The sequence below is a fragment of the Streptomyces sp. NPDC085900 genome (genome assembly GCF_044540925.1).
In the GTDB taxonomy this organism is placed as follows: domain Bacteria; phylum Actinomycetota; class Actinomycetes; order Streptomycetales; family Streptomycetaceae; genus Streptomyces; species Streptomyces gilvifuscus.
The window spans coordinates 912,625-936,247 of the sequence record NZ_JBITSP010000001.1 but is presented as its reverse complement, the minus strand read 5'-3'; the positions used below and the strand labels follow the sequence as shown (position 1 = coordinate 936,247).

Here is a 23,623-nt window from a genome sequence, read left to right as displayed (position 1 = left end):
GGGGGTGCGGGAGTGGCGCGAGCCACCCCCGCACCCCCCATCGCGTCGCTTTGACGATTACACTGGGCGCCTGCCTCGACTCCGCCTTCACCCGAGGAAGCACCCTTGAACTTCTGGTCGATCTATCAGCACGGCTTCGCACGCGTCGCCGCGTGCACGGGCCACACCGTCATCGCCGACCCGCCCGCCAACGCCGAGGCGGTCCTGCGCCATGCGCGCAGGTGCGCCGAGGAGGGTGTCGCGGTCGCCGTCTTCCCGGAGATGGTGCTGTGCGGCTACTCGATCGAGGACCTGCTGCTGCAGGACGCCCTCCTCGACGAGGTCGAGAGCGCGCTGCGGGAGGTGGTGGCCGGTTCGGCCGACCTGCTGCCGGTCCTGGTCGTCGGCGCCCCGCTGCGGCACCGCAACCGGGTCTACAACTGCGCGGTGATCGTGCACCGCGGCCGCGTCCTGGGCGTGGTGCCCAAGTCGTACCCGCCGAACTACCGCGAGTTCTACGAGCGCCGGCAGATCGGTGACGGCGCCGACGAGCGCGGCGGGTCGATCCGGGTGGGCGGGCAGAGCGTGCCGTTCGGCGTGGACCTGCTGTTCGCGGCCGAGGACGTGCCCGGTCTGGTGCTGCACGCGGAGATCTGCGAGGACATGTGGGTGCCGGTGCCGCCCAGCGCGGAGGCGGCCCTCGCCGGTGCGACGGTCCTGGTGAACCTCTCGGGCAGCCCGATCACGGTGGGCCGCGCCGAGGACCGCAAGCTGCTGTGCCGCTCGGCGTCCTCCCGCTGTCTGGCCGCGTACGTCTACGCGGCGGCCGGTCTCGGCGAGTCGACCACCGACCTGTCCTGGGACGGGCAGGCCATGGTCTACGAGAACGGCGTGCTGCTGGCCGAGACCGAGCGCTTCCCGCTGGGCGACGAGTACGCGGTGGCCGACGTGGACCTCGACCTGCTGCGGCAGGAGCGGCTGCGGATGGGCACGTTCGACGAGAACCGCCGTACGCACCGGACCCGCACCGCTGACTTCCGGACGGTGGCGTTCGAACTCGAGCCGCCCATGGGCGACCTGGGCCTCAAGCGCCGTCTCGAACGCTTCCCGTTCGTGCCGGCCGACGCCGAGCGGCTCGCCCTGGACTGCTACGAGGCGTACAACATCCAGGTCGCGGGCCTGCAGCAGCGCCTCGCGTCGATCGGCGGCCCGAAGGTCGTCATCGGGGTGTCCGGCGGTCTGGACTCCACGCACGCGCTGATCGTCGCCGCCCGCGCGATGGACCGCGCGGGCCGGCCGCGCAGCGACATCCTGGCCTGGACCCTGCCCGGGTTCGCCACCAGCGACCACACCAAGGACAACGCCCACAAGCTGATGAACTCGCTCGGCGTCACCTCGGCCGAGCTCGACATCACGCCGACCGCGCGGCTGATGCTGCGGGAGATGGACCACCCGTTCGCCGCCGGCGAGCCGGTGTACGACGTCACCTTCGAGAACGTGCAGGCCGGTCTGCGCACCGACTACCTGTTCCGGCTGGCCAACCAGCGCGGCGGCATCGTGCTCGGCACCGGTGACCTCTCCGAGCTGGCCCTCGGCTGGTCGACGTACGGCGTGGGCGACCAGATGAGCCACTACAACGTCAACGGCGGTGTGCCGAAGACGCTGATCCAGCATCTGATCCGGTGGGTCATCAGCAGCGGCCAGTTCGACGAGGAGACCGGCAAGACGCTCGCCGCGATCCTCGACACCGAGATCAGCCCGGAGCTGGTGCCGGGCGAGGAGATGCAGTCCACGGAGTCGAAGATCGGGCCGTACGCGCTGCACGACTTCACGCTCTTCCATGTGCTGCGCTACGGCTTCCGGCCGTCGAAGATCGCGTTCCTGGCCTGGCACGCCTGGCACGACCCGGAGGCCGGCGACTGGCCGCCGAACTTCCCCGACGCCAAGCGGGTCGCCTACGACCTGCCGGAGATCCGGCGGTGGCTGGAGGTGTTCTGCCGGCGGTTCTTCGGGTTCGCGCAGTTCAAGCGGTCGGCGATGCCCAACGGTCCGAAGGTGTCGGCGGGCGGTTCGCTGTCGCCGCGGGGGGACTGGCGGGCGCCGAGCGACAGTTCGGCGCGGGCCTGGCTGCGGGACCTGGAGCGGTTCGAGGAGTTGCGGGCGGGAGAGTAGGCCGCCCGTGGGGGCGCGGCCCGGGGGCCGCGCCCCCGTCGGCGCGAGGGCTTCGTCCTCAGACGCCGGACGGGCTGGACGAGCGCTGCGGCACGTGGGAGGCGACCACGCGTTCCCGTGCCGCTGCCGGAACGGTTCGGCGCCGGTCCACCGCGTACGCCACCGCCGCGACGCCCAGCCCCAGCACCGCCAGCATCGCTCCCGCCGGGGCCGGGGACGTGACCCCGAAGCCCGCGGCCAGGGCGACGCCGCCGATCCAGGCTCCGCCCGCGTTCGCCAGGTTGAAGGCGGCCTGGTTGGCCGAGGACGCCAGGGACGGGGCCGCCGACGCCTTCTCCATGACCATCAGCTGGAGCGGGGAGCCGGTGACGAAGGCGGCCGCGCCGAGCAGGGCCACCGCGAGGGCCGCGCTCCACTGGGTGGACATCAGCAGGGGGAACAGGGCCAGGACGACCGCCAGGGAGAGCAGGCCGCCGAAGAGGGTGCCGCGCAGGGAGTGATCCGCCAGGCGTCCGCCGAGCAGGTTGCCGATCGTCGCGCCGACGCCGAAGAGGGCGAGGAGCAGGGTGACGCTGGTCTCGGCGTATCCGGCGGCATCCGTCAGCATCGGCGTGATGTAGCTGTAGGCGGAGAACAGCGCGCCGAAGCCGGCGACCGTGGTGCCCAGGGCCAGCCACACCGGCAGCGACCTGAGGGCGGTCATTTCGCGGCGCAGCCCGGCGGACGGGGCCTGGGTGTGGTCGTGCGGGATCAGCAGGGCCAGCGCGACGATCGCCGCGATGCCGATCGTGCTGACTCCGAGGAAGGTGGCCCGCCATCCCAGGTGCTGGCCCATGAGCGTGGCGACCGGCACGCCCGCGATGTTGGCGACCGTCAGGCCGAGGAACATCAGCGAGACGGAGCGGGCCTTGCGCTCGGGCGCGACCATGTTCGTGGCGACGACCGCGCCCACGCCGAAGAAGGCGCCGTGCGGCAGGCCGCTGAGGAAGCGGGCCGCGAGCAGGGAGTCGTAGCCCGGGGCGAACGCCGAGAGCGCGTTGCCCGCCACGAACAGCGCCATCAGGCCGATCAGGACCGTGCGCCGGGACATCCGCGCGGTCAGCGCGGCGAGCAGCGGGGCGCCGATCACCACGCCCAGCGCGTACGCCGAGACCAGATGACCGGCGGTGGGGATGGAGACGTGCAGGTCGGTCGCGACGTCGGGCAGCAGGCCCATCATCACGAACTCGGTGGTGCCTATTCCGAAAGCGCCGACGGCCAGAGCGAGCAGGGCCAGGGGCATGAAGGGGCCTGTTCCTTTCCGAGATCGGGAAGTCAGAGGGACGCGTGTCCCGCCAGTGTATGTTCACTGGCGGAACAAAGTCTCTCAGGCCCACTATTCCGGCAGGTTAAGAGCCGGTGTCGAGGTTCACACGGGCCGCCACCGGCAGGTGGTCGCTCCCCGTCGCCGGCAGCGTCCACGAGCTCACCGGCTCGACGCCCTGGACCATGATCTGGTCGATCCGCGCCATCGGGAACGAGGCCGGCCAGCTGAACCCGAAGCCGTTGCCCGCCGCGCCCTGCGTGGAGCGCATCTGGGAGGTGACGCCGTTGAGGGAGCGGTCGTTCATGGTGCCGTTGAGGTCGCCGAGCAGCACCTTGCGCGGCAGCTTCTCGTCGGCGATGGCCTCGCCCAGCGCGTCGGCACTGGTGTCCCGCTGGCGGGCGGTGAACCCGGCCTTCAGCTTCACCCGGACCGACGGCATGTGGGCGACGTAGAAGGCGACCGGCCCCTGCGCGGTGGTGACCGTGGCCCGCATCGCGCGCGTCCAGCCCAGCTTGATGTCGACGGCCCTGACGCCGCTCATCGGATACTTGCTCCACAGGCCGACGGTGCCCTGCACCGAGTGGTACTTGTAGGTCGGCGCCAGCGCCTTCTCGTAGACCGGGACGACCGAGGCCTTCAGCTCCTCCAGGGCCAGCACGTCCGCGCCGGAGGCCGCCACGTCACGGGCGGTGCCCGCGGGGTCGGGATTGTCGGCGTTGACGTTGTGCGTGGCCACGGTGAGGTCGCCGCCGCCGCCGGTCTTGTCGGTGAGCAGGCCGCCGAAGAGGTTCAGCCACACGACGACCGGCAGGATCAGCGCGATCAGGGCCGTCGCCGATTTGCGCACCAGGGCGAGCAGGAGCAGCACCGGGATCAGCAGGCCCAGCCAGGGCAGGAAGGTCTCGGTGAGACTGCCCAGGTTGCCGATGGTGTTGGGGACCCGCGCGTGCAGCAGCATGACGAGGGCCAGGACCACCCCGAGGGCGGCGAGGACGATGCCGCGGCGCCAGATTCTGGGGTCGCCGCGCCAGCCGGAGATCAGACGGTTCATCAGGCGCCGGAACCGGTCTCCCCGACGCTCGGGCCCCGAGCCGCCGTTGTCCGTCTCCGTCATGTATGCCTGCTGCGCCATACCGCGTCGCCTCACTGCCTGCCGTGCACACCGTTCGTCCCCCGAGAAGGGGGAGGCCCCTTAAGACCCTAGGGGATGATCGGCGTCGTTCCTGCCGCCCCGCGGCGGCCGTACGGGCAGTGGGACGAAGGGGCCGACGTCACGGGTTCCGTGTGCATGGGCGGAAAGCGCGCTCTGTGACACAACGCGCACATTCGGGTTACGCGGACGGCGAACTGACGGGCCGTAGTCCTTCGAGGAGTGCGTCCACGATCTGCTCCGACAGGCCCTCGGAGAGGTCGGGCTCCGTCGCGGCCTGTGGGCGCATGACGGTGCGCACCAGCATCGGGGCGACGAACAGGTCGTGCAGCAGGTCGATGTCGACGTCCTCGCGGAGTTCGCCGCTCTGCTGTCCGCGGCGCAGGATCTCGATCTGCATCCTGCGCCGCGGCGCGACGACGGAGGCGTGGTAGGCGGCCCAGACCTTGGGGCTGCTCTTCATCTGTGCGAACACGTTGTGCAGCAGCGCCGAGCTGCGGGTCATGACACCGCGCTGGCGCAGCGGCTCCAGCAGGGCCACCAGGTCGTCGCGCATGGAGGTGCCGGGCAGTTCGGGGTCCGGCGGCTCGGCGGCGCGTACGACGTCGACGAACAGCTCCTCCTTGCCGCTCCAGCGGCGGTAGATGGTGGCCTTGCCGACGCCGACCGTGCGGGCGATGCGCTCGATGGAGAGGTCGGCGAGCGGCACGCCCTCCTCCAGGAGCTTCAGCACGCCCTCTATGACAGCGCGTTCGACCGCCTCGCTGCGGGGACGCCCCCGTGCGGGCGCCCCGGAGGCGGCTGGACTGTCGGCAAGACTCACTTCTGCGTCCCTTCCTCGTACTGGAGCGATTCTCCCCGCTGCCACCCGGTGCCGCGGAAGGTGTTATTCCGCCGCCGCCACCAACTGCTGCTCCTCCTCGCCCTCCTGGCGGGCCGGCGGCTTGCCGGGCAGGAACAGGAACACCACCAGCGCGCCGAGCAGGGCGACGACCGTGCCGCACAGGGCGGTGACGTGCATGGCGTGCAGGAAGGCGTCGTTGGCCGGTCCGACGAGTCCCTTGCCGCGCGGGCCGAGCTTGGCGGCGACGCCGAGCGTGGACTCGATGGACTCGCCGGCCGCGTCCCTGAGGCCGGCCGGCAGGAGGGAGAGATGGCCCTCGATGCCGTTGCGGTACGCCGTCGACAGCACCGAGCCGAGGACGGCGATGCCGAGGGCGCCGCCGACCTGGCGGAAGGTGTTGCTCAGCGCGGACGCGGAGCCGGCCTTCTCGCGCGGCAGGGCCTGCATGATGACGACGGACGTCGGGGTCATGACGTGCGCCATGCCGGTGCCCATGAGGAAGAACACGACCTCCAGGACCCAGATCGGGGTGTCCGCCTCGAACCCGGCGAACGCGGCCAGCATGCCCGCGAGCAGCACCAGGCCGCCGCCGGTCGTGGCCTTGTGGCCGAACCGGTCGACGACGAGCCGGGCCCGCGGCGCGAAGATCATCTGCGCGGCGGCCAGGGGCAGCATCAGCAGACCGGACTGCAGCGGCGAGTAGCCGCGCACGCTCTGGGTGTAGAAGACCGAGAAGAAGGTCACGCCCATCAGCGCGAAGAAGACCAGAGCGATGGCGGCCATGGCGGCCGAGAACACCTTGTTCTTGAAGTAGGAGACGTCCAGGGAGGGGTGGTCGCTGCGCTTCTCGAACACCACGAACGCCGCGAGGATCAGGACACCGGCGCCGATGGTGGCCAGCACCTGCGGGTCGGTGAAGTCGGCGAGCTCGCCGCCCTTGATGATGCCGTAGACGAGCAGGACGAGACCGACCACGGACAGCACCACGCCGACCGGGTCGAGGCGGCCGGGCCTCGGGTCGCGGGAGTCCGGCACCAGCCAGACCATCAGCGCGAGGGCGAGCAGCACGATCGGCACGTTGATCAGGAAGACCGAGCCCCACCAGAAGTGGTCCAGGAGCACGCCGCCGGTGATCGGGCCGATGGCGATGGCGAGGCCGACACCGCCGGCCCAGATGCCGATGGCCTTGGGCTGCTCCTCGCGCTCGAAGACGTTCATCAGGACGGCGAGGGTGGCCGGCATGACGAACGCGGCACCCAGCGCCATCAGCGCGCGGAAGGCGATGAGCTGCCCGGGTGAACCGGACTCGGCGGCCAGCGCGGAGCCGATGCCGAACACGACGAGCCCGCCGAGCAGCACCTTCTTGCGGCCTACCCGGTCGCCGATGAGCCCGGCGGTGAACAGCAGGCCGGCGAAGACGAGGGTGTAGGCGTTGATCGCCCACTCCAGCTCGCTCTGCGTGGCGCCCAGGCCGGTGGGGGCCGGGGTGGAGATGGTCTTGATGGCGACGTTCAGGATGGAGTTGTCCAGAACGACGATCAGCAGGCTCAGCATCAGCACGCCGAGGATCGCCCAGCGGCGCCGGTGCACCGCTTCGGGTATGCGAGGAGCTGGGGCGGCAGGAGTGGTCATGTCCCCACGTTAAGCAATTCCGATACGAGACGGTGCCGTATCGAAAATGTTTTTACCCAGCCCTTACCCATCGCGTCACGTGACGCAGGTCCTCTTGGCCGGGCCCGGCACGAGGTGCCACCATGGGGGTGATCCGGGGACGCCGTCAGGGCGCCTCGAGATGACGAAGGAGCCGTTGCCATGACGCAGCTTTCGGCTGCCCAGACCGCGCAGCACACCCCCTCCGACGGCAGCAAGGCGCTGTACGGGGGGAAGGGCACCCGCCGCATCACGGTCCGCGACATCGCCCTCGCCAAGGAGCGGGGCGAGAAGTGGCCCATGCTCACCGCGTACGACGCGATGACCGCATCCGTCTTCGACGAGGCCGGCATCCCGGTGCTTCTCGTCGGCGACTCGGCGGGCAACTGTCACCTCGGGTACGAGACGACCGTGCCCGTCACCATGGACGAGATGACCATGCTGTCGGCCGCCGTGGTGCGCGGCACGCAGCGCGCCCTGATCGTCGGCGACCTGCCCTTCGGCTCCTACCAGGAGGGCCCGGTGCAGGCGCTGCGCTCGGCGACCCGGCTGGTCAAGGACGCCGGGGTGGGCGCCGTGAAGCTGGAGGGCGGCGAGCGCTCGCACGAGCAGATCCGCCTGCTGGTGGAGTCCGGCATCCCGGTGATGGCCCACATCGGGCTGACCCCGCAGTCCGTGAACGCGATGGGCTACCGCGTCCAGGGGCGCGGCGAGGAGGCGGCCCAGCAGCTGCTGCGGGACGCCAAGGCCGTCCAGGACGCCGGCGCCTTCGCCGTGGTGCTGGAACTGGTCCCGGCGGAGCTGGCGGCCGAGGTCACGCGCGTGCTGCACATCCCGACCGTCGGCATCGGCGCGGGCCCGGAGACGGACGCGCAGGTGCTGGTGTGGACGGACATGCTGGGCCTGACCTCGGGCCGGGTGCCGAAGTTCGTCAAGAAGTACGCGAACCTGCGTGAGGTCATGGGCGACGCGGTGAAGGAGTTCGCGCAGGACGTGGTCGGCGGGGGCTTCCCGCTGGAGGAGCACAGCGTCCACTAGAGCCACTGCGGCACAGAGGCAGCCCGCCGATCTTCCCCCGTCGGCGGGCTGCTGCTTTGTGGGGGCACGGGCCGAAGGGTGTCGGTGGCCTGTCGGTGAGTCTGTCGGTGGCCTGTCGGTGCTGTCGGTGGGCTGTAGGCCGTTTGTCGGTGGGGGCTGGGAGCGTCTTCTCCATGACGCGAATCGACAAGAACTCCAGCGGCGGCGGCAACGCCGTCACCGTGCGGGGGATGGTCAAGCACTACGGCGAGACCAAGGCGCTGGACGGCGTCGACCTGGACGTGCGCGAGGGCACCGTGATGGGTGTGCTCGGGCCGAACGGGGCCGGCAAGACCACCCTCGTACGGATACTTTCCACCCTGCTCTCCCCTGACGCGGGCGAGGCGACCGTCGCCGGCTACGACGTGCGGCGCCAGCCCCGGCAGCTGCGCCGGGTCATCGGCCTCACCGGTCAGTACGCCTCGGTCGACGAGAAGCTGCCCGGCTGGGAGAACCTGTACATGATCGGGCGGCTGCTCGACCTGCCCCGCAAGGAGGCCCGCGCCCGCGCCGACGAGCTGCTGGAGCGGTTCTCGCTGACAGACGCCGCCAAGCGGCCCGCGAGCACCTACTCCGGCGGTATGCGGCGGCGGCTCGACCTCGCGGCCTCGATGATCGGGCGGCCCCAGGTGCTGTTCCTGGACGAGCCGACCACCGGTCTGGACCCGCGCACCCGCAACGAGGTGTGGGACGAGGTCAAGGCCATGGTCGGCGACGGGGTGACCGTCCTGCTGACCACCCAGTACATGGAGGAGGCCGAGCAGCTCGCCTCCGAGCTGACCGTGGTGGACCGGGGCAAGGTCATCGCCGGCGGCGCCATCGACGAGCTGAAGGCGAAGGTCGGGGGGCGCGCCCTGCGCGTGCGGCCCGCCGATCCGCTGCAGCTGCGCCCGCTGGCCGCCGCCCTCGACGAGCTCGGCATCACCGGGCTCGCCGCCACCACGGTCGACACCGAGAGCGGCGCGGTGCTCGTGCCGATCCTCAGCGACGAGCAGCTCACCGCCGTCGTCGCGGCCGTGACCGCCCGGGGCATCACCCTGTCCTCCATCACCACCGAACTGCCCAGCCTGGACGAGGTGTTCCTGTCGCTCACCGGCCACCGTGCCAGTGCCCCGCAGGACACCGTGCCCGCCGAGACCCGCGAGGAGGTCGCCGTATGAGCGCCGCAACCGCCACCGCAACCGCTCCGGCCGCCGTGACCGACGCCCGCATCACGCTGCGCGGCCACCTGCGCCACACCGGCGCCCTGATCCGCCGCAACCTGCTGTGGATCAAGCAGGACCCCGAGTCGATGTTCGACGCGGTGCTGATGCCCGTCGTCTTCACCCTGCTGTTCGTGTACGTCTTCGGCGGCTCCATCGGGCAGGCCCTGGGCGGCGGCCAGGACGGATACGTGCAGTACGTCATCCCCGGCATGATCGCGATGATGAGCATGACGCTGTCCCAGGGCGTCGGCACCGGCTTCAGCCAGGACTTCAACTCCGGTGTCATGGACCGCTTCCGGTCCCTGCCCATCGGCCGCGGCTCGGTGCTCTTCGCGAAGATCTCGGTGGAACTGGCGCGGATGCTGTTCGCGACCACCGTGCTGATGATCGTCGCCGTGCTGGTCGGGTTCGACATCCATCACTGGGGCGGTCTGTTCGCCGCCGTCGGCCTGTCCGCGGTGTTCGCCTCCTCGATCATGTGGGTGTTCCTCACCCTGGGCGTGGTGCTGAAGAACGCGCAGTCCGTGCAGGCGATGGGCTTCCTGGTGCTGTTCCCGCTGCAGTTCGGCTCGTCGATCTTCGCGCCGACGAAGTCGATGCCGGGCTGGCTGCAGGCCTTCACCGACTACAACCCGCTGTCCACGCTCGCCGACGCGGCGCGCGGGCTGATGATCGGCGGCCCGGTCGCGCACGACCTGTGGGTGACGCTGGCCTGGTCGGTGGCGATCACGGCGGTCGCTGCACCGTACGCGATCCACAAGTTCCGTACCAAGAACTGACGTTCGTCCGGACGGTTCAGACCAGGGCGGTGGCCTCCACGAGGGAGAGGCCGCCGCCCTCGGCGTGTGCGGCCTCGTAGTCCTCGTCGCCGAGCGCGGCGCGGGTGTGCCGCCGGGCCCGCTCGTACACCTCGCGCTCCAGCGAGGTCGGCGCGTGGCGCGGCGGCAGGGACGCCTCCGCGGCACCGAGGACCCGGGCGCCGTCACGGGCCCGGCGGCCGCCGTCGGTCTCGGCGAGGCCGATCGCGGCGAGGGCCAGGTAGAGCGGGTGCATGTGCGGGGCGATGGCCTTGGTCAGCGGGTCGGCGGCCCGCTCCAGGGTCTGCCGGGCCTTGGCCAGGGAGAGGTCGTAGTTGCCGTCCACCGCCTCGACCCAGGCCTCCGCGCCGAGGATGAAGGCCTCGAAGACGACGAAGTGGGCGACTTTGAACTCCTCGCGCAGCAGCCGCAGTTGCTCCCGCGCCTCGGCGATCCTGCCGGTCATGGCGAGACGGCCGGCGAGGAACATCCGGGCGGCCGGCATCGCCTCGTTGCCGGCGCCGTCCCGGCTGTCGATCACCTCGCGCAGGATCCGCTCGCCCCGCTCGGCCTCGCCGGCCTCCAGCAGGGCGCTGCCCAGCCGGGCGCCGAGCGCGGCCCGGTGGGCGCGGACGCCGAGGCGCTTGGCGAGCTCGATCGCGGACTCGTAGTCGGCGGCGGCCAGGCGGTACTCGCCGGTGCGCTCCAGGGACTCGCCGCGCGCGGACAGCGCCTCGGCGGTGCCCCACAGGTCGCCGATCCGCCGGTAGATCTCCAGCGACTCGTCGGCGTCGCGGGCGGCGTCGCCCGCCCAGTCGCTGCGGTTGGCGAGGAGGTTGGCCCGCATCTGCAGGGTGGCCGCGAGGTCCCACTCCATGCCGGGGGTGGTACGGCAGGTCTCGACGCAGGAGTCCAGGATCCCGGGCAGCCGGTCCACGCTGCCGCTCAGCATCACGGCGTAGAACCAGAGCATGCCCGGTGCCCGGCAGGTCTGCGGCAGGCCCGGCTCGTACACCTCGGTGATGACGCGCAGCTTCTCCTTGGCCGCCGGGGATTCCCAGGCCTCCAACTCGGTGTCCATGCAGGCCAGATGAGCGAGGTGGACGCCGCGCCGGGCCTCGGTGAGGAGTTCGCCGGACCACGGCGGCGGGGTGTCGGTGCAGCGCTGCCAGACCGGTTCGGCGCGCCGGACGGGGGTGGTGAAGGGGTCGGGGCCCAGCGCCATGACCTCGACACACCAGTTGCGGGTCTCGACCCTCACGTCGCGCATCTGCCAGTACCAGGCCAGGGAGAGGATCAGGCAGAGGGCTTCCTGCTCGTCGCGTTCGTTGACGGCGTGCCGCAGGGCCGTGCGCAGGTTCTCGTACTCGCGTTCCAGCAGGGCGATGGCGTCGAGCTGGCCGGGACCGCGCAGCAACGGGTCGGTGGTGCGGGCGAGTTCACGGAAGTACGTCAGATGCGCGCGCTCGGTCTCGCGGCGCCGGCCCACTTCGTCGAGCCGCTCGCCGGCGTACTCGGCGACGGTCTCCAGCAGCCGGTAGCGCATGCCGCCCTCGCCCGAAGGGGCCGCCACGACCAGGGACTTGTCGACGAGGGAGCCGAGCACGTCGAGGGCCCAGGGTCCGCAGACGGCCTCGGCGGCGGCGAGGTCGCAGCCGCCGGCGAAGACGGACAGCCGCCGCAGCACGTCCCGTTCCTCCTCGTCGAGCAGGTCCCAGGACCAGTCGACGACCGCGCGCAGGGTCTGCTGGCGGGGCAGGACGGTGCGGCTGCCGGAGGTGAGCAGCCGGAAGCGGTCGTCGAGCCGGTCGGCGATCTGCCGTGGCGTCAGCATCCGCAGCCGGGCGGCGGCGAGTTCGATGGCGAGCGGCAGGCCGTCGAGCCGTCGGCAGATCTCGGCGCAGGCCTCGGGGTCGTCCGCCACCCGGAACCCGGGACGCGCGGCGGCCCCCCGGTCGGCGAGCAGCCGCAGCGCGACGGGTTCCGGCAGCGGCTCCACGGGCCGCAGCAACTCCCCCGGCACACCGAGGGGTTCACGGCTGGTGGCCAGCACGGTCAGCCCGGGGCAGCGCTCCAGCAGCTCCTCCACCAGCCGCGCGGCGGCGTCGACGACATGCTCGCAGTTGTCGAGGACGATCAGCATCCGGCGCCGGCCGCAGTGCTCGGCGAGGCGCTCCACGGGGTCGCCGTGCCGCTCGTTGGCGGCGGCCCGCATCGCCTCCGCCCCCGCGCCGTACAGCACGGTCTCCCGCGCCCCCAGGGCGGTCAGCACGGCTTCCGGTACGGCCTCCGGGTCGTCGACCGGCGCGAGTTCGGCCAGCCACACGCCGTCGCGTACGTCCCGCACGGTCTCGGCGGCCTCCAGCGACAGCCGCGTCTTCCCGGCCCCGCCGGGGCCGAGCAGCGTGACGAGCCGTGCCGAGCCCAGGTCCCCGCGGATGGTCTCGATGTCGGCCTCCCGGCCGACGAAGGAGGTGAGACGGGCACGGAGGTTGCCGCGGGGCGGGGCGGCGAGGGCCTCGGGCCGCTCACCTGCGTGGGTGTCGGCCGGGAGGGAGACCGGGCGCTCGCCGGATGCGGCCGGCGCGGCGAAGGCCGCGGGGCGATCGCCGGCTCCGGACGCGGCCGGGGTGAAGGCATGCGTCGCGGCATCCGTGGCGGACGGGTTGTGCGTCCCGGCATCCGTGGCGGCCGGGTCGAAGCCACGCGTCCCGGCGTCCGTGGCGGCCGGGGCATCGGCGCCTGTCCCTCCGGGCCCGCGGCCCCCGTGAGCCCGTGAACGACTCGGCCGCCCCCAGGGGTCGGCCCCCTCCGTGCCCCCGTCCCGGTCTCGCTCCTCCGGCTGGAGCAACTCGGCGTACAGGGACCTCAGTTCGGGTCCGGGGTCCGTGCCCAGGCGGTCCGCGAGGAGCTGTCGTACGTCCTCGAAGGCGGCCAGCGCCTGCGCCGTGCGGCCCGCGTCGCGCAACGCGCGCAGCCGCAGGGCCTGGAGGGGTTCGTCGAGGGGGTGCGCGTCGCACAGGCCGGTCAGCTCGGGCAGCGACTGCTCGGCGTGGCCCAGGGCGAGCGCCGCGGTGTGGCGGGCGCGCAGCGCGTCCAGGCGGCGGGCCTCCCAGCGAGCCGCCTCGGCGGTGCGGTCGGGCAGGTCGGCGAGGGCGGGTCCGTGCCACAGGGCGAGGGCGTCGTCGAGGACGACGGCCGCCTTGGCGGGGTCGCCGTCGGCGAGCGCGCGCATGCCCTCGCCGGTCAGCCGCTCGAAACGGTGCAGGTCGACGTCGTCGGGCGCGGCCGTGAGACGGTAGCCGCCCTCCGCCGAGGCGACGGTGTCCGCGCCGAGGGCCCGGCGCAGGCGGCCCACCAGCGCCTGCAGCGCACCCGGCGCGTCGGCGGGCGGATCGCCGTCCCACACCTCGTCGACGAGCAGCCGCACCGGCACGGTCCGGCCGGGCCGCAGCGCGAGCACGGTCAGCAGGGCGCGCAGCCGCGCCCCGCCTACCGGGACGGGGCTGCCGTCGGGGCGGAGAGCCTGAGCTGTACCGAGGATGCGATAGCGCACGGGGTCCATTGTCTCCGGTCGGATCGGCGGCGGTCACCGGGTTGAGGGGGCGAAGGGGCGGTGGGGGCCGCGTGCCCCCACCCTTCCCGGAACCGAAGTCGCACCGCGAGACGTTTTCCCGGTGTGCCCGGTACCGTCGGGCAGTCCCACCCCGTGCTCGTCCAGTCCAGGGAGCCTCATGACCACCGCGACCACCCGCCACAGCGACCGGCGGGTCAGTCCCGTCTTCGTCGGCATCCTGGCCGTGACGGCGGTGACCGGCTGGGCCACCTGGTCCGGGTTCGCCGAGCAGCCGGGCGTGGCCGTGTTCCTGTTCGTGACGGCCGCGTGGGTGGTGTCGCTGTGCCTGCACGAGTACGCGCACGCCCGTACCGCCCTGCACAGCGGCGACATCACGGTGGGCAGCAAGGGCTACCTGACGCTCAATCCCATGAAGTACACGCACGCCCTGCTCAGCATCGTGCTGCCGGTGGTGTTCGTGATCATGGGTGGGATCGGCCTGCCCGGCGGTGCGGTGTTCATCGAGCGCCAGCGCATCAGGGGCCGCTGGCGGCACAGCCTGATCTCGGCCGCGGGCCCGCTGACCAACGTCCTGTTCGCCGCCGTGTGCACCGCCCCGTTCTGGCTGCACGCCCTGGACGGCGTGCCGACGCAGTTCCGGTACGCGCTGGCCTTCCTCGCCCTGCTCCAGGTGACGGCCGCGCTGCTGAACTTCCTGCCGGTCCCGGGCCTGGACGGCTACGGCGTGATCGAGCCCTGGCTTTCGTACAAGGTGAAGCGGCAGGTGGAGCCGTTCGCGCCGTTCGGTCTGCTGTTCGTGTTCGCGCTGCTGTTCGTGCCGGCGGTCAACCGGGAGTTCTTCGACGTGATCGACGCGATCCTGCGGGGTCTCGGGGTCAGCGACTGGGACACCTCGTACGGGTACTCCCTCTACCGCTTCTGGGACTGAGCCGCCCGGCCCCGCTTGATGTAGTACCAGCACATGTTGCTGGACAGGCCCGCCAGCAGCACCCACACGATCCCCAGCCAGCTGCCCTGTGCGAAGGAGACGACGGCCGCGGCCACGGCGAGCACGAAGACGATCAGGGCGTAGACACCAAGGCGGGGCATTTCAGTCGGCTCCTTCGGGGGACACTGCAACGGCGACCAGTGTCCCCCATCGGCCTATACGTCCGTGACGCGGAGCCCGGCGTGCGCCTTGTAGCGCCGGTTCACCGAGATCAGGTTCGCCACCAGCGACTCCACCTGGTGGGCGTTGCGCAGCCGGCCCGCGAAGATGCCGCGCATGCCCGGGATGCGGCCGGCGAGCGCCTGGACGGCCTCCACGTCGGCCCGCTCCTCCCCCAGCACCATCACGTCGGTGTCGATCTCCTCGATCTGCGGGTCCTGCAGCAGGACGGCCGACAGGTGGTGGAAGGCGGCGGTGACCCGGGAGTCCGGCAGCAGGACGGCGGCCTGCTCGGCGGCGCTGCCCTCCTCCGGCTTGATGGCGTAGGCGCCCTTCTTGTCGAAGCCGAGCGGGTTCACGCAGTCGACGACCAGCTTTCCGGCCAGTTCCTCGCGCAGGGACTCAAGCGTCTTGCCGTGTCCGTCCCACGGCACGGCGACGATCACGAGGTCGCTGCGCCGCGCGCACTCGGCGTTGTCCGCGCCCTCGACGCCGTGCCCGATCTCCTCGGCGGCGGCCCGCGCCCGCTCGGCGGCGCGCGAGCCGATGATCACCTTCTGGCCGGCCCTGGCCAGCCGGTAGGCCAGGCCCTTGCCCTGCGGCCCGGTCCCGCCGAGGACGCCGACGACGAGCCCGGAGACGTCGGGGAGGTCCCAGGGGTCCTTCGCGGGGGCCTTGGCCGGGGTCTGTGCAGCACTGTCGCTAGAGGTCATGGGCCGACTTTACGTCCGCCCCGCCCGCCCCGGCCGGTCAGGTGAGCCGCGTCACCGGCAGCCGCCGGAAGACGATCCGCTCGTAGGCGCCGAAGTCCCCCGTCTCGTAGAGGATCCCGACGGTCGAGGCGTCGACGCGGACGAGGTCCGAGTAGGCGGCGGGCAGGCCGTCCATGGTGTACACCGGCCGCCACGTGGTGCCGTTGTTCGTGGAGGCGCGGACGGTCATCAGGGCGCGCGCGTCGAGGTACGCGGGGCCGGAGAAGAGCAGCACGTCCGGGTCGCTGAGCTGGAGCAGGCTGCCCTCGCACGCCGGGCCCGCCAGGCCGGCCTGCGGGCGGAAGGGGATGCGCAGGCTTTCACCGCCGTCCTCGGAGCGGGCGTCGGCGCGGTTGCCCGGGGACGGGGAGTCGTTGCGGGTGTTGAAGTAGACGCTGCCGTCGGGGAGTTCGGCGGCGGTGGTCTCGTTCACGTTGATGTAGCCGTCGGTGTTGTCGTCGACGTAGCCGATCGACCAGGTCTCGCCGCGGTCGTCGCTGAGCAGGCAGTGGCCGCCGTTGTAGCGGGCCTCGGTGCCGACGTCGGTGCCGGTGGGCGGGAGGCTGTGGTTGGCGGGGACGACGACACGGCCGGTGCTCAGCTGGAGGGCGTGGCCCGGCGTGGTGGCGTACCAGCGCCAGCCCGGCCGCTTCACCGACGCGGTGATCTCGGCAGGCTCCGACCAGGTGACGCCGTCGTCGTCGCTGTACTGCACCCATACGCGGCGGCCGTCGGCGTCCTTCACCTTGCCCTGCCGGATGAGTTCCTCGGTGGCCGTGGCGGCCGCGCGGACGTGGACGAGCAGGACGCGGCCGGTGTCGAGGACCACCGGGGCGGGGTTTCCGGCGAGGCCGGTGCCGTTCGCCGCGGCCACCCGCAACGGGCTCCAGGTGCGGCCGCCGTCCGCCGAGCTCTTGAGCACGATGTCGATGCGGCCGTGGTCGCTCGCGGACGTCACCCGGCCCTCGCAGAAGGCGAGCAGGGTGCCGGTGGCGGTGGCGACCACCGCGGGGATGCGGTAACTGGCGTATCCCTCGAGGCCGGCGCGGAAGGGGACGGAGGCTTCGGTCATCCGCGCACTGTCCCCAAAGCGGGCGAATTCACGGTGAACGGCGGGTCACGAGTGGCCGGTTGGTGCAGGATGCGGACCCATGGACGCCGTACGGGTCGCCTTGTTGCGCGAAGTGCTCGCCGGAACCGAGTGGTTGGGGGCCACACGCCGGTTCGCGGGGGCGCTGCGCGGGTCGGTGGTGTCGCACGGGGGCGGGCTGCTGCTGGTGGGCACGCCCGCGTACGAACCGTGGCATCTGGCGGCCCATCTCGTCGACGAGGCCGCGTGGTCGGGGACGCCGGAGCTGGCGCCGACGCTCGTCCGGCATGACGCGCGCACCTCGGATCCGGCTCATCTGGCCGTCGGGCTGGGCAGGTTGGCGGCGGCGCGGCGGGGCGAGACGCTGTTGGTGGTGTCGCCCTGGCCGTCGGGGGCCGTGCGTCCGGGAGAGCCGACGGCCCCGCTGCTGGAACGGGTGCACGACGCGCGGCGGGCCGGGGCGACGGTGCTGGCGCTCGGCCCCGGCGAGGGGGACCTCACGTCGATGGCGCACGAGTCACTGGCCGTGCCGGACGGCTCCGAGCTCGACCTCGACACCGTGCAGCACCTGGTCAGCGCGGCGGCCGGGGAGAACGCGGTGCCGGTCCCCCGCGGCGGCCGCCGCTTCCGGGACCGCCTGTCGAGGCTGGCGGAGACACTGACCGAGCCGCCGGCGCGCTGGTAGCCCCGGAGCGAAAGCCGACGCCCCGGCGTGAGACCGACTGGCCGGTGTGAGTCCGACTGCCTGGCGCGAAGACCGACCGCCTGGCGTGAAACCGTCCTGCCCCAGCGTGGAACCCGGCTGCCCCGCGCGAAAACCGTTTGCCCCCCGCGGTCCGCGCGCCCACCATGAGCCGACGTGACCGACGACGCCCCTGAGCCCTCCTCCCGCCTGCGCGCGATCCTTCCCGACCTCGCCCCCTGGCGGGCCTCCGTGGACTTCCGGCGGCTGTGGGTGTCGGGTCTGATCTCGAACTTCGGGAGCTTTCTGACGTTCGTCGCGCTGCCGGTGCAGCTGAAGGAGCTGACCGGTTCCGCGGCGGCGGTGGGCGCGATCGGGGCGGTGGAGCTGCTGCCGCTGCTGGTGTTCGGGCTGTACGGCGGGGCACTGGCCGACGCCCTGGACAAGCGGAAACTGATCATCCGCACGGAGATCGGTCAGGGCCTGCTGTCGGCGGTGCTGCTGCTCAACGCGCTGCTGCCGTCCCCCGCCGTCTGGCCGCTGTACGTCGTGGCCGCCCTGTCCTCGGCGCTGGTCTCGGTCCAGCGCCCGGCGACCGACTCCCTGTGGCCCCGGATCGTGGCCCACGAGCACATGCCGGCCGCGACCGCGCTGAACTCGCTGCGCTGGACGGTCGGCGGTGTCGCGGGCCCGGCGCTGGCGGGCGTGGTGGTCGCCTACGCGGGCCTCGGCTGGGCGTACGGCGCCGACCTGCTGACGTTCCTCGTGTCGGTGGCCCTGATGCTGCCCATCGCCGCCTCGCCCGCCTCGCACGAGGCCGCGAAGCCGTCCCTCAAGGCGATCGCGGAGGGCGCCCGGTACGCCTGGAGCCGCAAGGAACTCCTCGGCACCTATGCCGTGGACCTCGCGGCGATGTTCCTGGCGATGCCGCTGGCCGTCCTGCCGTTCCTGGCGGACGAACTGCACGCGAACTGGTCGCTGGGCCTGATGTACGCCACCCTCCCCCTCGGGTCCATGCTGGTCAGCCTGACCAGCGGCTGGACCTCGCGGGTGCACCGGCACGGCCGCGCGGTGGTGCTGGCGGCGGCGCTGTGGGGCCTGGCGATCGCGGGCGCGGGCGTCGTCGGCAACGTGTGGCTCGTCCTGCTGTTCCTGACCGTGGCCGGCGGCTGCGACATGGTCAGCGGAATCTTCCGCGGGGCCATGTGGAACCAGACGATCCCGGACGAGCTGCGCGGCCGGCTCGCCGGGATCGAGCTGCTGTCGTACTCGGTCGGCCCGACGGTCGGCCAGGTCCGCTCCGGCGGGTTCGCCGCCTGGTGGGGCGTGCGGGCGTCGGTGTGGTCGGGCGGTCTGCTGTGCGCGGGCGCGGTCGGCCTGCTCGCCCTGTGCCTGCCGAAGCTGATGACGTACGACGTCCGGACGAACGAGCACGCGGTGCGACTGCGTGACGGCCGCACCGCAGCCGCACCGGCTCAGGCGCAGGCCTGATCAGTCCTCCTCCGCGCTCCCCGCCGGGGCGTCGTGCCACTTGGGGTCGTTCTCCCACTGGAGATTGCGTTCGCGGGCTGTCTCCATCGCGTGCTGGGCCTCCTGCCGGGAGGCGTACGGCCCGAAGCGGTCCTTGGCGGGGCATTCGGGCCCCTCCTCGACCTTCTTGTGCTCCAGGCAGTAGAACCACTCACCCGGCTTGCCGACCGTACGCTTCTTGAACAACGCCATGACCTGCTCCTCTCGCCTCCCACATGTTCCCCCGTCCCGGCTCGTTAGACTCGCTGGCATGTCTGGCCAGTCGCTGCTCGTACCAGGGGAGCTCTCCCCCACCCGTTCCGTGCCCGGAAACATCCGCCGCCCCGAGTACGTCGGCAAGCCCGCGCCGGCGCCGTACACCGGACCGGAGGTGCAGACGCCCGAGACGATCGAGGCGATGCGGATCGCCGGCCGGATCGCCGCACAGGCGATGGAGCAGGCCGCGAAGCTGATCGCGCCGGGAGTGACCACCGACGAACTGGACAAGGTGGCGCACGAGTACATGTGCGACCACGGCGCCTACCCCTCGACGCTCGGCTACCGCGGCTTCCCCAAGTCCCTGTGCACCAGCGTCAACGAGGTGATCTGCCACGGCATTCCGGACTCGACGGTGCTGCGCGACGGCGACATCGTCAACCTCGACGTGACGGCGTACATCGGCGGCGTGCACGGCGACAACAACGCCACGTACCTGGTCGGGGACGTCGACGAGGAGAGCCGTCTGCTCGTGGAGCGCACCCGCGAGTCCCTGAACCGCGCGATCAAGGCGGTCAAGCCGGGCCGCCAGATCAACATCATCGGCCGGGTCATCGAGTCGTACGCCAAGCGCTTCGGCTACGGCGTGGTCCGTGACTTCACCGGCCACGGCATCAACTCGTCCTTCCACAGCGGCCTGATCATCCCGCACTACGACAGCCCGCACGCGACGACGGTCATGCAGCCCGGGATGACCTTCACCATCGAGCCGATGCTGACGCTCGGCACGCACGAGTACGACATGTGGGACGACGGCTGGACGGTCGTCACCAAAGACCGCAAGCGCACGGCGCAGTTCGAGCACACGCTGGTGGTGACGGAGACGGGTGCGGACATCCTCACCCTGCCCTGACGGGCCCCGCATGAACTCCTTCTCCGCCGTCATCCGCACCGCCTCCCACGCGCAGCACGTGGAGGCGGAGACCTCGACGTTCATGGGCGACCTGCTGGGCGGACGGCTCGGTGTGGCGGCGTACGCGCGCTACACCGAGCAACTGTGGTTCGTCTACGAGGCGTTGGAGGCCGGGGCCGAGCGGCTGTCGGCGGATCCGGTGGCCCTTCATCCGCCCCGAGCTGTTCCGGCTGCCCGCCCTGGAGCGGGACCTGGCGCATCTGCGGGGCCCGGAGTGGCGGGCGGGACTCTCCGCGCTGCCGGCGACGAGGGTGTACGCGGCGCGGGTGCGGGAGTGCGCCGAGCGCTGGCCTGCGGGCTATGTCGCCCACCACTACACGCGCTACCTGGGCGACCTCTCCGGCGGTCAGATCATCCGGGACAGGGCGGAGCGGACGTGGGGCTTCGCCAGGAAGGGCGACGGGGTCCGCTTCTACGTCTTCGACCGGATCGCCAACCCGGCCGCCTTCAAGCGGAGTTACCGGGAACTGCTCGACGACGTCCGGGCGGACGACCTGGAGCGGCAGCGGATCGTGGCGGAGTGCAGGCGGACGTTCGCGCTGAACGCGGCCGTCTTCGGGGCGCTGGGCGAGGAGTTCCCGATCGGCGCCTGACCCGGGCGGCCCTCAGCGCTCCGGCTGGCGCTCCAGGAACACGCGTCCGCCGATCTCCACCCATCCGTACGGCTGCGGGGCGGTGAGGATCTGCGACCCGGCCCCCTGCGTGATGTTGAGCGCACGCCCCAGCCGGTCGGTCAGCAGCAGCGCCGCCGCGCCGGTCGCCTCGTCCTCGTCGATCCCGTCGTCCCGCCCGGGGAAGGCGCGCGCCCGCACCCGCCCGGCCGCCTCGTCCTCCCACGCCCAGGCGTAGATCCACTCGCCCTTGGGCGGCACGGGCAGCTCGTCGACCTCGGCGGCCGTGGCGTACTGGCGCAGCGTGCGCGGCGGGGCCCACTCCGCCCGCGCCTCGATCCAGCTGAACTCCCCGTCCTGGCGTGCCCCGACCACACCGGCCGGCGTCACCAGCTCCTCCACGTCCAGGAGCCAGGCCACACCGACACACGGGTGACCGGCGAAGGGCAGCCGCAGCGTCGGCGTGTAGATGTCGATCACACCGCGCTCGGGATCGTCGACGAAGACGGTCTCGCCGAACCCCAGCTTCCCGGCGAACGCCTGCCGCTCCGCCCGCTCGGCCATCACCGAGCCCTCCCGCACGACACCGAGCTCATTGCCGTAGCCACCGTTGGCCGCACAGAAGACGCGCAGCACGTCGTAGTCAGTCACCCAGAAATTGAAACACCGTCCACGGGCAGGTCGTCCCAGTCGGCGGGGGTGCCGGCGAGGGGCCAGACCTCGGTGGGCGCCTCCTCGTAGGGAAGCGAGGCCAGGGCGGAGGCGCAGCCCTCGTCCCGCACCGCACGCATGCGCTCGGCGCCGGGGGACGCCTGGTGTTGCGCCGACTCGGCCGTCTCCCGCCGATACCGCTCCGTCATCTCGGCGGCGCTGCGCCGCCACTGCTCGTCGTCCTGCACACGGGTGAGGACGACACAGGGCGGGACGCCACCCTCCTCCAGTGCGGCCACGGCCCGGTCGTGGCCGTCGAGGAGCAGCCACCCGTCCAGGAACGACACCCACCACAGCAGTACGGGGGCGAGCGTGCCCTCGCGGGCGTGCTTGCGGTACGCCTTCACCCGGGAGGCGTCGGGCGACGAGAGCCGACGCAGCGGGAGGACACCGTGCCAGCCGCCGCCGCATAACAGGTCGAGGCGGCCGTCGGGCCATCCGGTGACGAAGTCCTCGGTCCAGACACCGGGCTGGAACCAGCTCCGCTCCCCCAGCAGCCACCGTCCGTCGTGCAGCGGGCTCTCGTCGGCGTCCTCCAGCCACCGCGCGTACCGGTGCGGCCAGTCGCCCGGGGCCCGCATCGTCTCCGCACGCACCGGCGGCAGCGGTGAGCGATGGCCGTCGAGGCGGCGTACACGCAGCTCGTGGCAGCAGCCGTCACCCTCCAGTCGGCCGAGCATCAGCGGCCGCCCTGCCTGCCGCAGCAGCCTTCGTTCGCCGTCGGCCTCGAATCGCAACGGAGGCGGACCCGGACGGTCCGACACGGCCAGCACGAGCCCGCCTCCGGGCAGCGGCTCCCTGATCGTTCTCTTCACGCCCTCAGTCTCGGCGCCACCCGGACCCTTGAAGCTTCCTTTACTTACCCTTGGGGTCTGCTTTTGGCCACCGTGACCGGGGCGTGCTCATACAGCGTCCATGAGAGCTGAATCACCGCATGGGTGGGTATCACGCAGGCAAGCCTTAGATAAGTTAGGCGAGCCTCACCATCCCTGGTGGGTCCGGACACGCGATTTTTCGCCAGCACTTGGAGCCTGCATGCGAGCCGCCAGACTCTCCGTCGTCACCGCCGTAGCCACGGCCGCGGCCCTGACCGCCGTCACCGGCTGCACGGAGAAGAGCAAGGGTGACGGTGACGGGGCGATCAAGGTGACCGCAGCCGACTCCAAGTGCGACACCTCCGCGAAGTCGATACCGGCCGGCCAGGTCACGCTCAGCATCCAGAACACCGGCTCCCAGGCGACCGAGGTCGAGATCCTCTTCCCCGACGACCGGATCGTGTCGGAGAAGGAGAACATCGGGCCGGGCACCAAGTACACGCTGACCGCCGAGGTGAAGGCCGGCGACTACGAGATCGCCTGCCGGCCCGGCATGAAGGGCCACGGCGTCCGCCAGAAGCTCACCGTCACCGGCGCGAGTGCCGCCGCCAAGCGCGACCCGCGGCTCGACAAGGCCGTCGCCGCCTACCGCGAGTACGCGCAGGAGCAGGCCGACGCGACCATCCCCAAGGTCGAGGTCTTCGCCAAGGCGATCAAGGCCGGCGACCTCAAGGCCGCCCAGAACGCCTACGCCCCCTCCCGCGTCGGCTGGGAGCGCACCGAGCCGATCGCCGAGTCCTTCGGCGACATCGACCCCAAGACCGACACCCGCGCCGACGGCCTGGAGAAGGGCCAGAAGTGGACCGGCTGGCACGCGCTGGAGAAGGCGCTGTGGCAGGACAAGAAGATCGGCGCCGACCAGAAGGCCCTCGCCGACCAGCTCGTCACCGACCTGAAGGACTGGCAGGAGCGGATCGGCAAGGCCGAGATCACCCCGACCTCCATGGCCAACGGCGCCAAGGAGCTGCTGGACGAGGTCGCCACCGGCAAGGTCACCGGCGAGGAGGACCGCTACTCGCACACCGACCTCAGCGACTTCAAGGCCAACGTCGAGGGCGCGCAGAAGGCGTACGAGCTGCTCGAGCCCGTCGCGCAGAAGAACGACAAGGCGCTGACCGCCGAGCTGGACAAGCGGTTCGCCGCACTCGACACGACGCTCGACAAGTACCGCTCGGCCAACACCTCGGACGGTTTCGTCTCGTACGACACCGTGACCGAGACCCAGCGCAAGGAGCTCTCGGACGCGGTGAACGCGCTCGCGGAGCCGCTGTCCAAGCTCGCCGCCGCCGTCGTGAAGTAG

20 protein-coding genes and 1 pseudogene are annotated in these 23,623 nt (G+C 71.8%); 10 read left to right on the top strand and 11 right to left on the bottom strand.

Features of this window, described 5'->3' with window-relative positions; all coding sequences use genetic code 11:
- The first annotated feature begins 105 nt into the window (after positions 1-105).
- A complete protein-coding gene (locus ACIGDI_RS04195) occupies positions 106-2,151 on the top strand; it encodes an NAD(+) synthase (RefSeq protein WP_399890185.1) in 2,046 nt (681 codons plus the stop codon).
- 58 nt (positions 2,152-2,209) lie between these two features.
- Here ACIGDI_RS04195 and ACIGDI_RS04190 read toward each other — a convergent pair whose 3' ends face one another.
- The 4 genes from ACIGDI_RS04190 to ACIGDI_RS04175 form a co-directional block, all read right to left on the bottom strand.
- Positions 2,210-3,433, bottom strand: coding sequence for an MFS transporter (locus ACIGDI_RS04190; RefSeq protein ID WP_399890182.1), 1,224 nt, complete (start codon positions 3,431-3,433; stop codon positions 2,210-2,212).
- Positions 3,434-3,539: 106 nt separating this feature from the next.
- A complete protein-coding gene (locus ACIGDI_RS04185; RefSeq protein WP_399890500.1) occupies positions 3,540-4,508 on the bottom strand; it encodes an endonuclease/exonuclease/phosphatase family protein in 969 nt (322 codons plus the stop codon).
- Positions 4,509-4,788: 280 nt separating this feature from the next.
- Positions 4,789-5,430 (bottom strand): TetR/AcrR family transcriptional regulator, encoded by a 642-nt coding sequence (locus ACIGDI_RS04180; RefSeq protein ID WP_399890179.1) that lies wholly within the window; start codon positions 5,428-5,430, stop codon positions 4,789-4,791.
- A gap of 63 nt (positions 5,431-5,493) precedes the next feature.
- Entirely contained in the window at positions 5,494-7,083 is a 1,590-nt protein-coding gene (locus tag ACIGDI_RS04175) for an MFS transporter (protein WP_399890176.1), read from the bottom strand.
- A 180-nt stretch (positions 7,084-7,263) separates the two neighbouring features.
- On the opposite strand from ACIGDI_RS04175, the gene panB reads away from it, so the two are divergent.
- From panB to ACIGDI_RS04160, 3 genes are all read left to right on the top strand, one after another.
- The gene (panB, locus tag ACIGDI_RS04170) at positions 7,264-8,139 is read left to right on the top strand and encodes a 3-methyl-2-oxobutanoate hydroxymethyltransferase (protein ID WP_200704020.1); all 876 of its coding nucleotides are present in this window, start codon (positions 7,264-7,266) and stop codon (positions 8,137-8,139) included.
- A gap of 173 nt (positions 8,140-8,312) precedes the next feature.
- Positions 8,313-9,338: an ATP-binding cassette domain-containing protein gene (locus ACIGDI_RS04165; protein ID WP_399890172.1), complete on the top strand. Its 1,026-nt coding sequence runs from the start codon at positions 8,313-8,315 to the stop codon at positions 9,336-9,338.
- Positions 9,335-10,162, top strand: coding sequence for an ABC transporter permease (locus ACIGDI_RS04160; RefSeq protein WP_399890169.1), 828 nt, complete (start codon positions 9,335-9,337; stop codon positions 10,160-10,162). Before ACIGDI_RS04165 ends, ACIGDI_RS04160 begins: the two co-directional genes overlap by 4 nt.
- 16 nt (positions 10,163-10,178) lie before the next feature.
- Here ACIGDI_RS04160 and ACIGDI_RS04155 read toward each other — a convergent pair whose 3' ends face one another.
- A complete protein-coding gene (locus ACIGDI_RS04155; protein ID WP_399890166.1) occupies positions 10,179-13,745 on the bottom strand; it encodes an AfsR/SARP family transcriptional regulator in 3,567 nt (1,188 codons plus the stop codon).
- A 169-nt stretch (positions 13,746-13,914) separates the two neighbouring features.
- Between ACIGDI_RS04155 and ACIGDI_RS04150 the strand changes: the two genes are divergently transcribed.
- The gene (locus ACIGDI_RS04150) at positions 13,915-14,685 is read left to right on the top strand and encodes a site-2 protease family protein (protein WP_399890164.1); all 771 of its coding nucleotides are present in this window, start codon (positions 13,915-13,917) and stop codon (positions 14,683-14,685) included.
- Here ACIGDI_RS04150 and ACIGDI_RS04145 read toward each other — a convergent pair.
- From ACIGDI_RS04145 to ACIGDI_RS04135, 3 genes are read right to left on the bottom strand one after another with little or no spacing between them, the layout of a single operon-like run.
- Entirely contained in the window at positions 14,667-14,846 is a 180-nt protein-coding gene (locus ACIGDI_RS04145; RefSeq protein WP_200704524.1) for a hypothetical protein, read from the bottom strand. The two genes, ACIGDI_RS04150 and ACIGDI_RS04145, sit on opposite strands and share 19 nt — an antisense overlap.
- Positions 14,847-14,900: 54 nt before the next feature.
- Entirely contained in the window at positions 14,901-15,617 is a 717-nt protein-coding gene (gene npdG / locus ACIGDI_RS04140; protein ID WP_399890160.1) for an NADPH-dependent F420 reductase, read from the bottom strand.
- 37 nt (positions 15,618-15,654) lie between these two features.
- Complete coding sequence (locus tag ACIGDI_RS04135; RefSeq protein WP_399890157.1) at positions 15,655-16,728, bottom strand: exo-alpha-sialidase; 1,074 nt, start codon at positions 16,726-16,728, stop codon at positions 15,655-15,657.
- Positions 16,729-16,807: 79 nt separating this feature from the next.
- Here ACIGDI_RS04135 and ACIGDI_RS04130 point away from each other — a divergent pair, with 79 nt between their 5' ends.
- Positions 16,808-17,431: a hypothetical protein gene (locus tag ACIGDI_RS04130; RefSeq protein WP_399890154.1), complete on the top strand. Its 624-nt coding sequence runs from the start codon at positions 16,808-16,810 to the stop codon at positions 17,429-17,431.
- A 174-nt stretch (positions 17,432-17,605) separates the two neighbouring features.
- The gene (locus ACIGDI_RS04125; protein WP_399890151.1) at positions 17,606-18,919 is read left to right on the top strand and encodes an MFS transporter; all 1,314 of its coding nucleotides are present in this window, start codon (positions 17,606-17,608) and stop codon (positions 18,917-18,919) included.
- On the opposite strand, the gene ACIGDI_RS04120 is transcribed toward ACIGDI_RS04125, so the two are convergent.
- Positions 18,920-19,150: a hypothetical protein gene (locus ACIGDI_RS04120; RefSeq protein WP_142151561.1), complete on the bottom strand. Its 231-nt coding sequence runs from the start codon at positions 19,148-19,150 to the stop codon at positions 18,920-18,922. It abuts the gene before it with no gap.
- Positions 19,151-19,208: 58 nt separating this feature from the next.
- On the opposite strand from ACIGDI_RS04120, the gene map reads away from it, so the two are divergent.
- Together map and ACIGDI_RS04110 are read left to right on the top strand one after the other, a co-directional pair.
- Entirely contained in the window at positions 19,209-20,066 is an 858-nt protein-coding gene (gene map, locus ACIGDI_RS04115) for a type I methionyl aminopeptidase (RefSeq protein ID WP_399890147.1), read from the top strand.
- A 10-nt stretch (positions 20,067-20,076) separates the two neighbouring features.
- A pseudogene (locus tag ACIGDI_RS04110) lies at positions 20,077-20,719 on the top strand (heme oxygenase (biliverdin-producing)).
- Positions 20,720-20,731: 12 nt separating this feature from the next.
- Here ACIGDI_RS04110 and ACIGDI_RS04105 read toward each other — a convergent pair.
- Both ACIGDI_RS04105 and ACIGDI_RS04100 read right to left on the bottom strand, forming a co-directional pair.
- Positions 20,732-21,388 (bottom strand): PhzF family phenazine biosynthesis protein, encoded by a 657-nt coding sequence (locus tag ACIGDI_RS04105; RefSeq protein ID WP_399890144.1) that lies wholly within the window; start codon positions 21,386-21,388, stop codon positions 20,732-20,734.
- Positions 21,385-22,263, bottom strand: coding sequence for a hypothetical protein (locus tag ACIGDI_RS04100; protein ID WP_399890142.1), 879 nt, complete (start codon positions 22,261-22,263; stop codon positions 21,385-21,387). Before ACIGDI_RS04100 ends, ACIGDI_RS04105 begins: the two co-directional genes overlap by 4 nt.
- Before the next feature lie 220 nt (positions 22,264-22,483).
- On the opposite strand from ACIGDI_RS04100, the gene efeO reads away from it, so the two are divergent.
- The gene (efeO, locus tag ACIGDI_RS04095) at positions 22,484-23,623 is read left to right on the top strand and encodes an iron uptake system protein EfeO (protein WP_399890139.1); all 1,140 of its coding nucleotides are present in this window, start codon (positions 22,484-22,486) and stop codon (positions 23,621-23,623) included.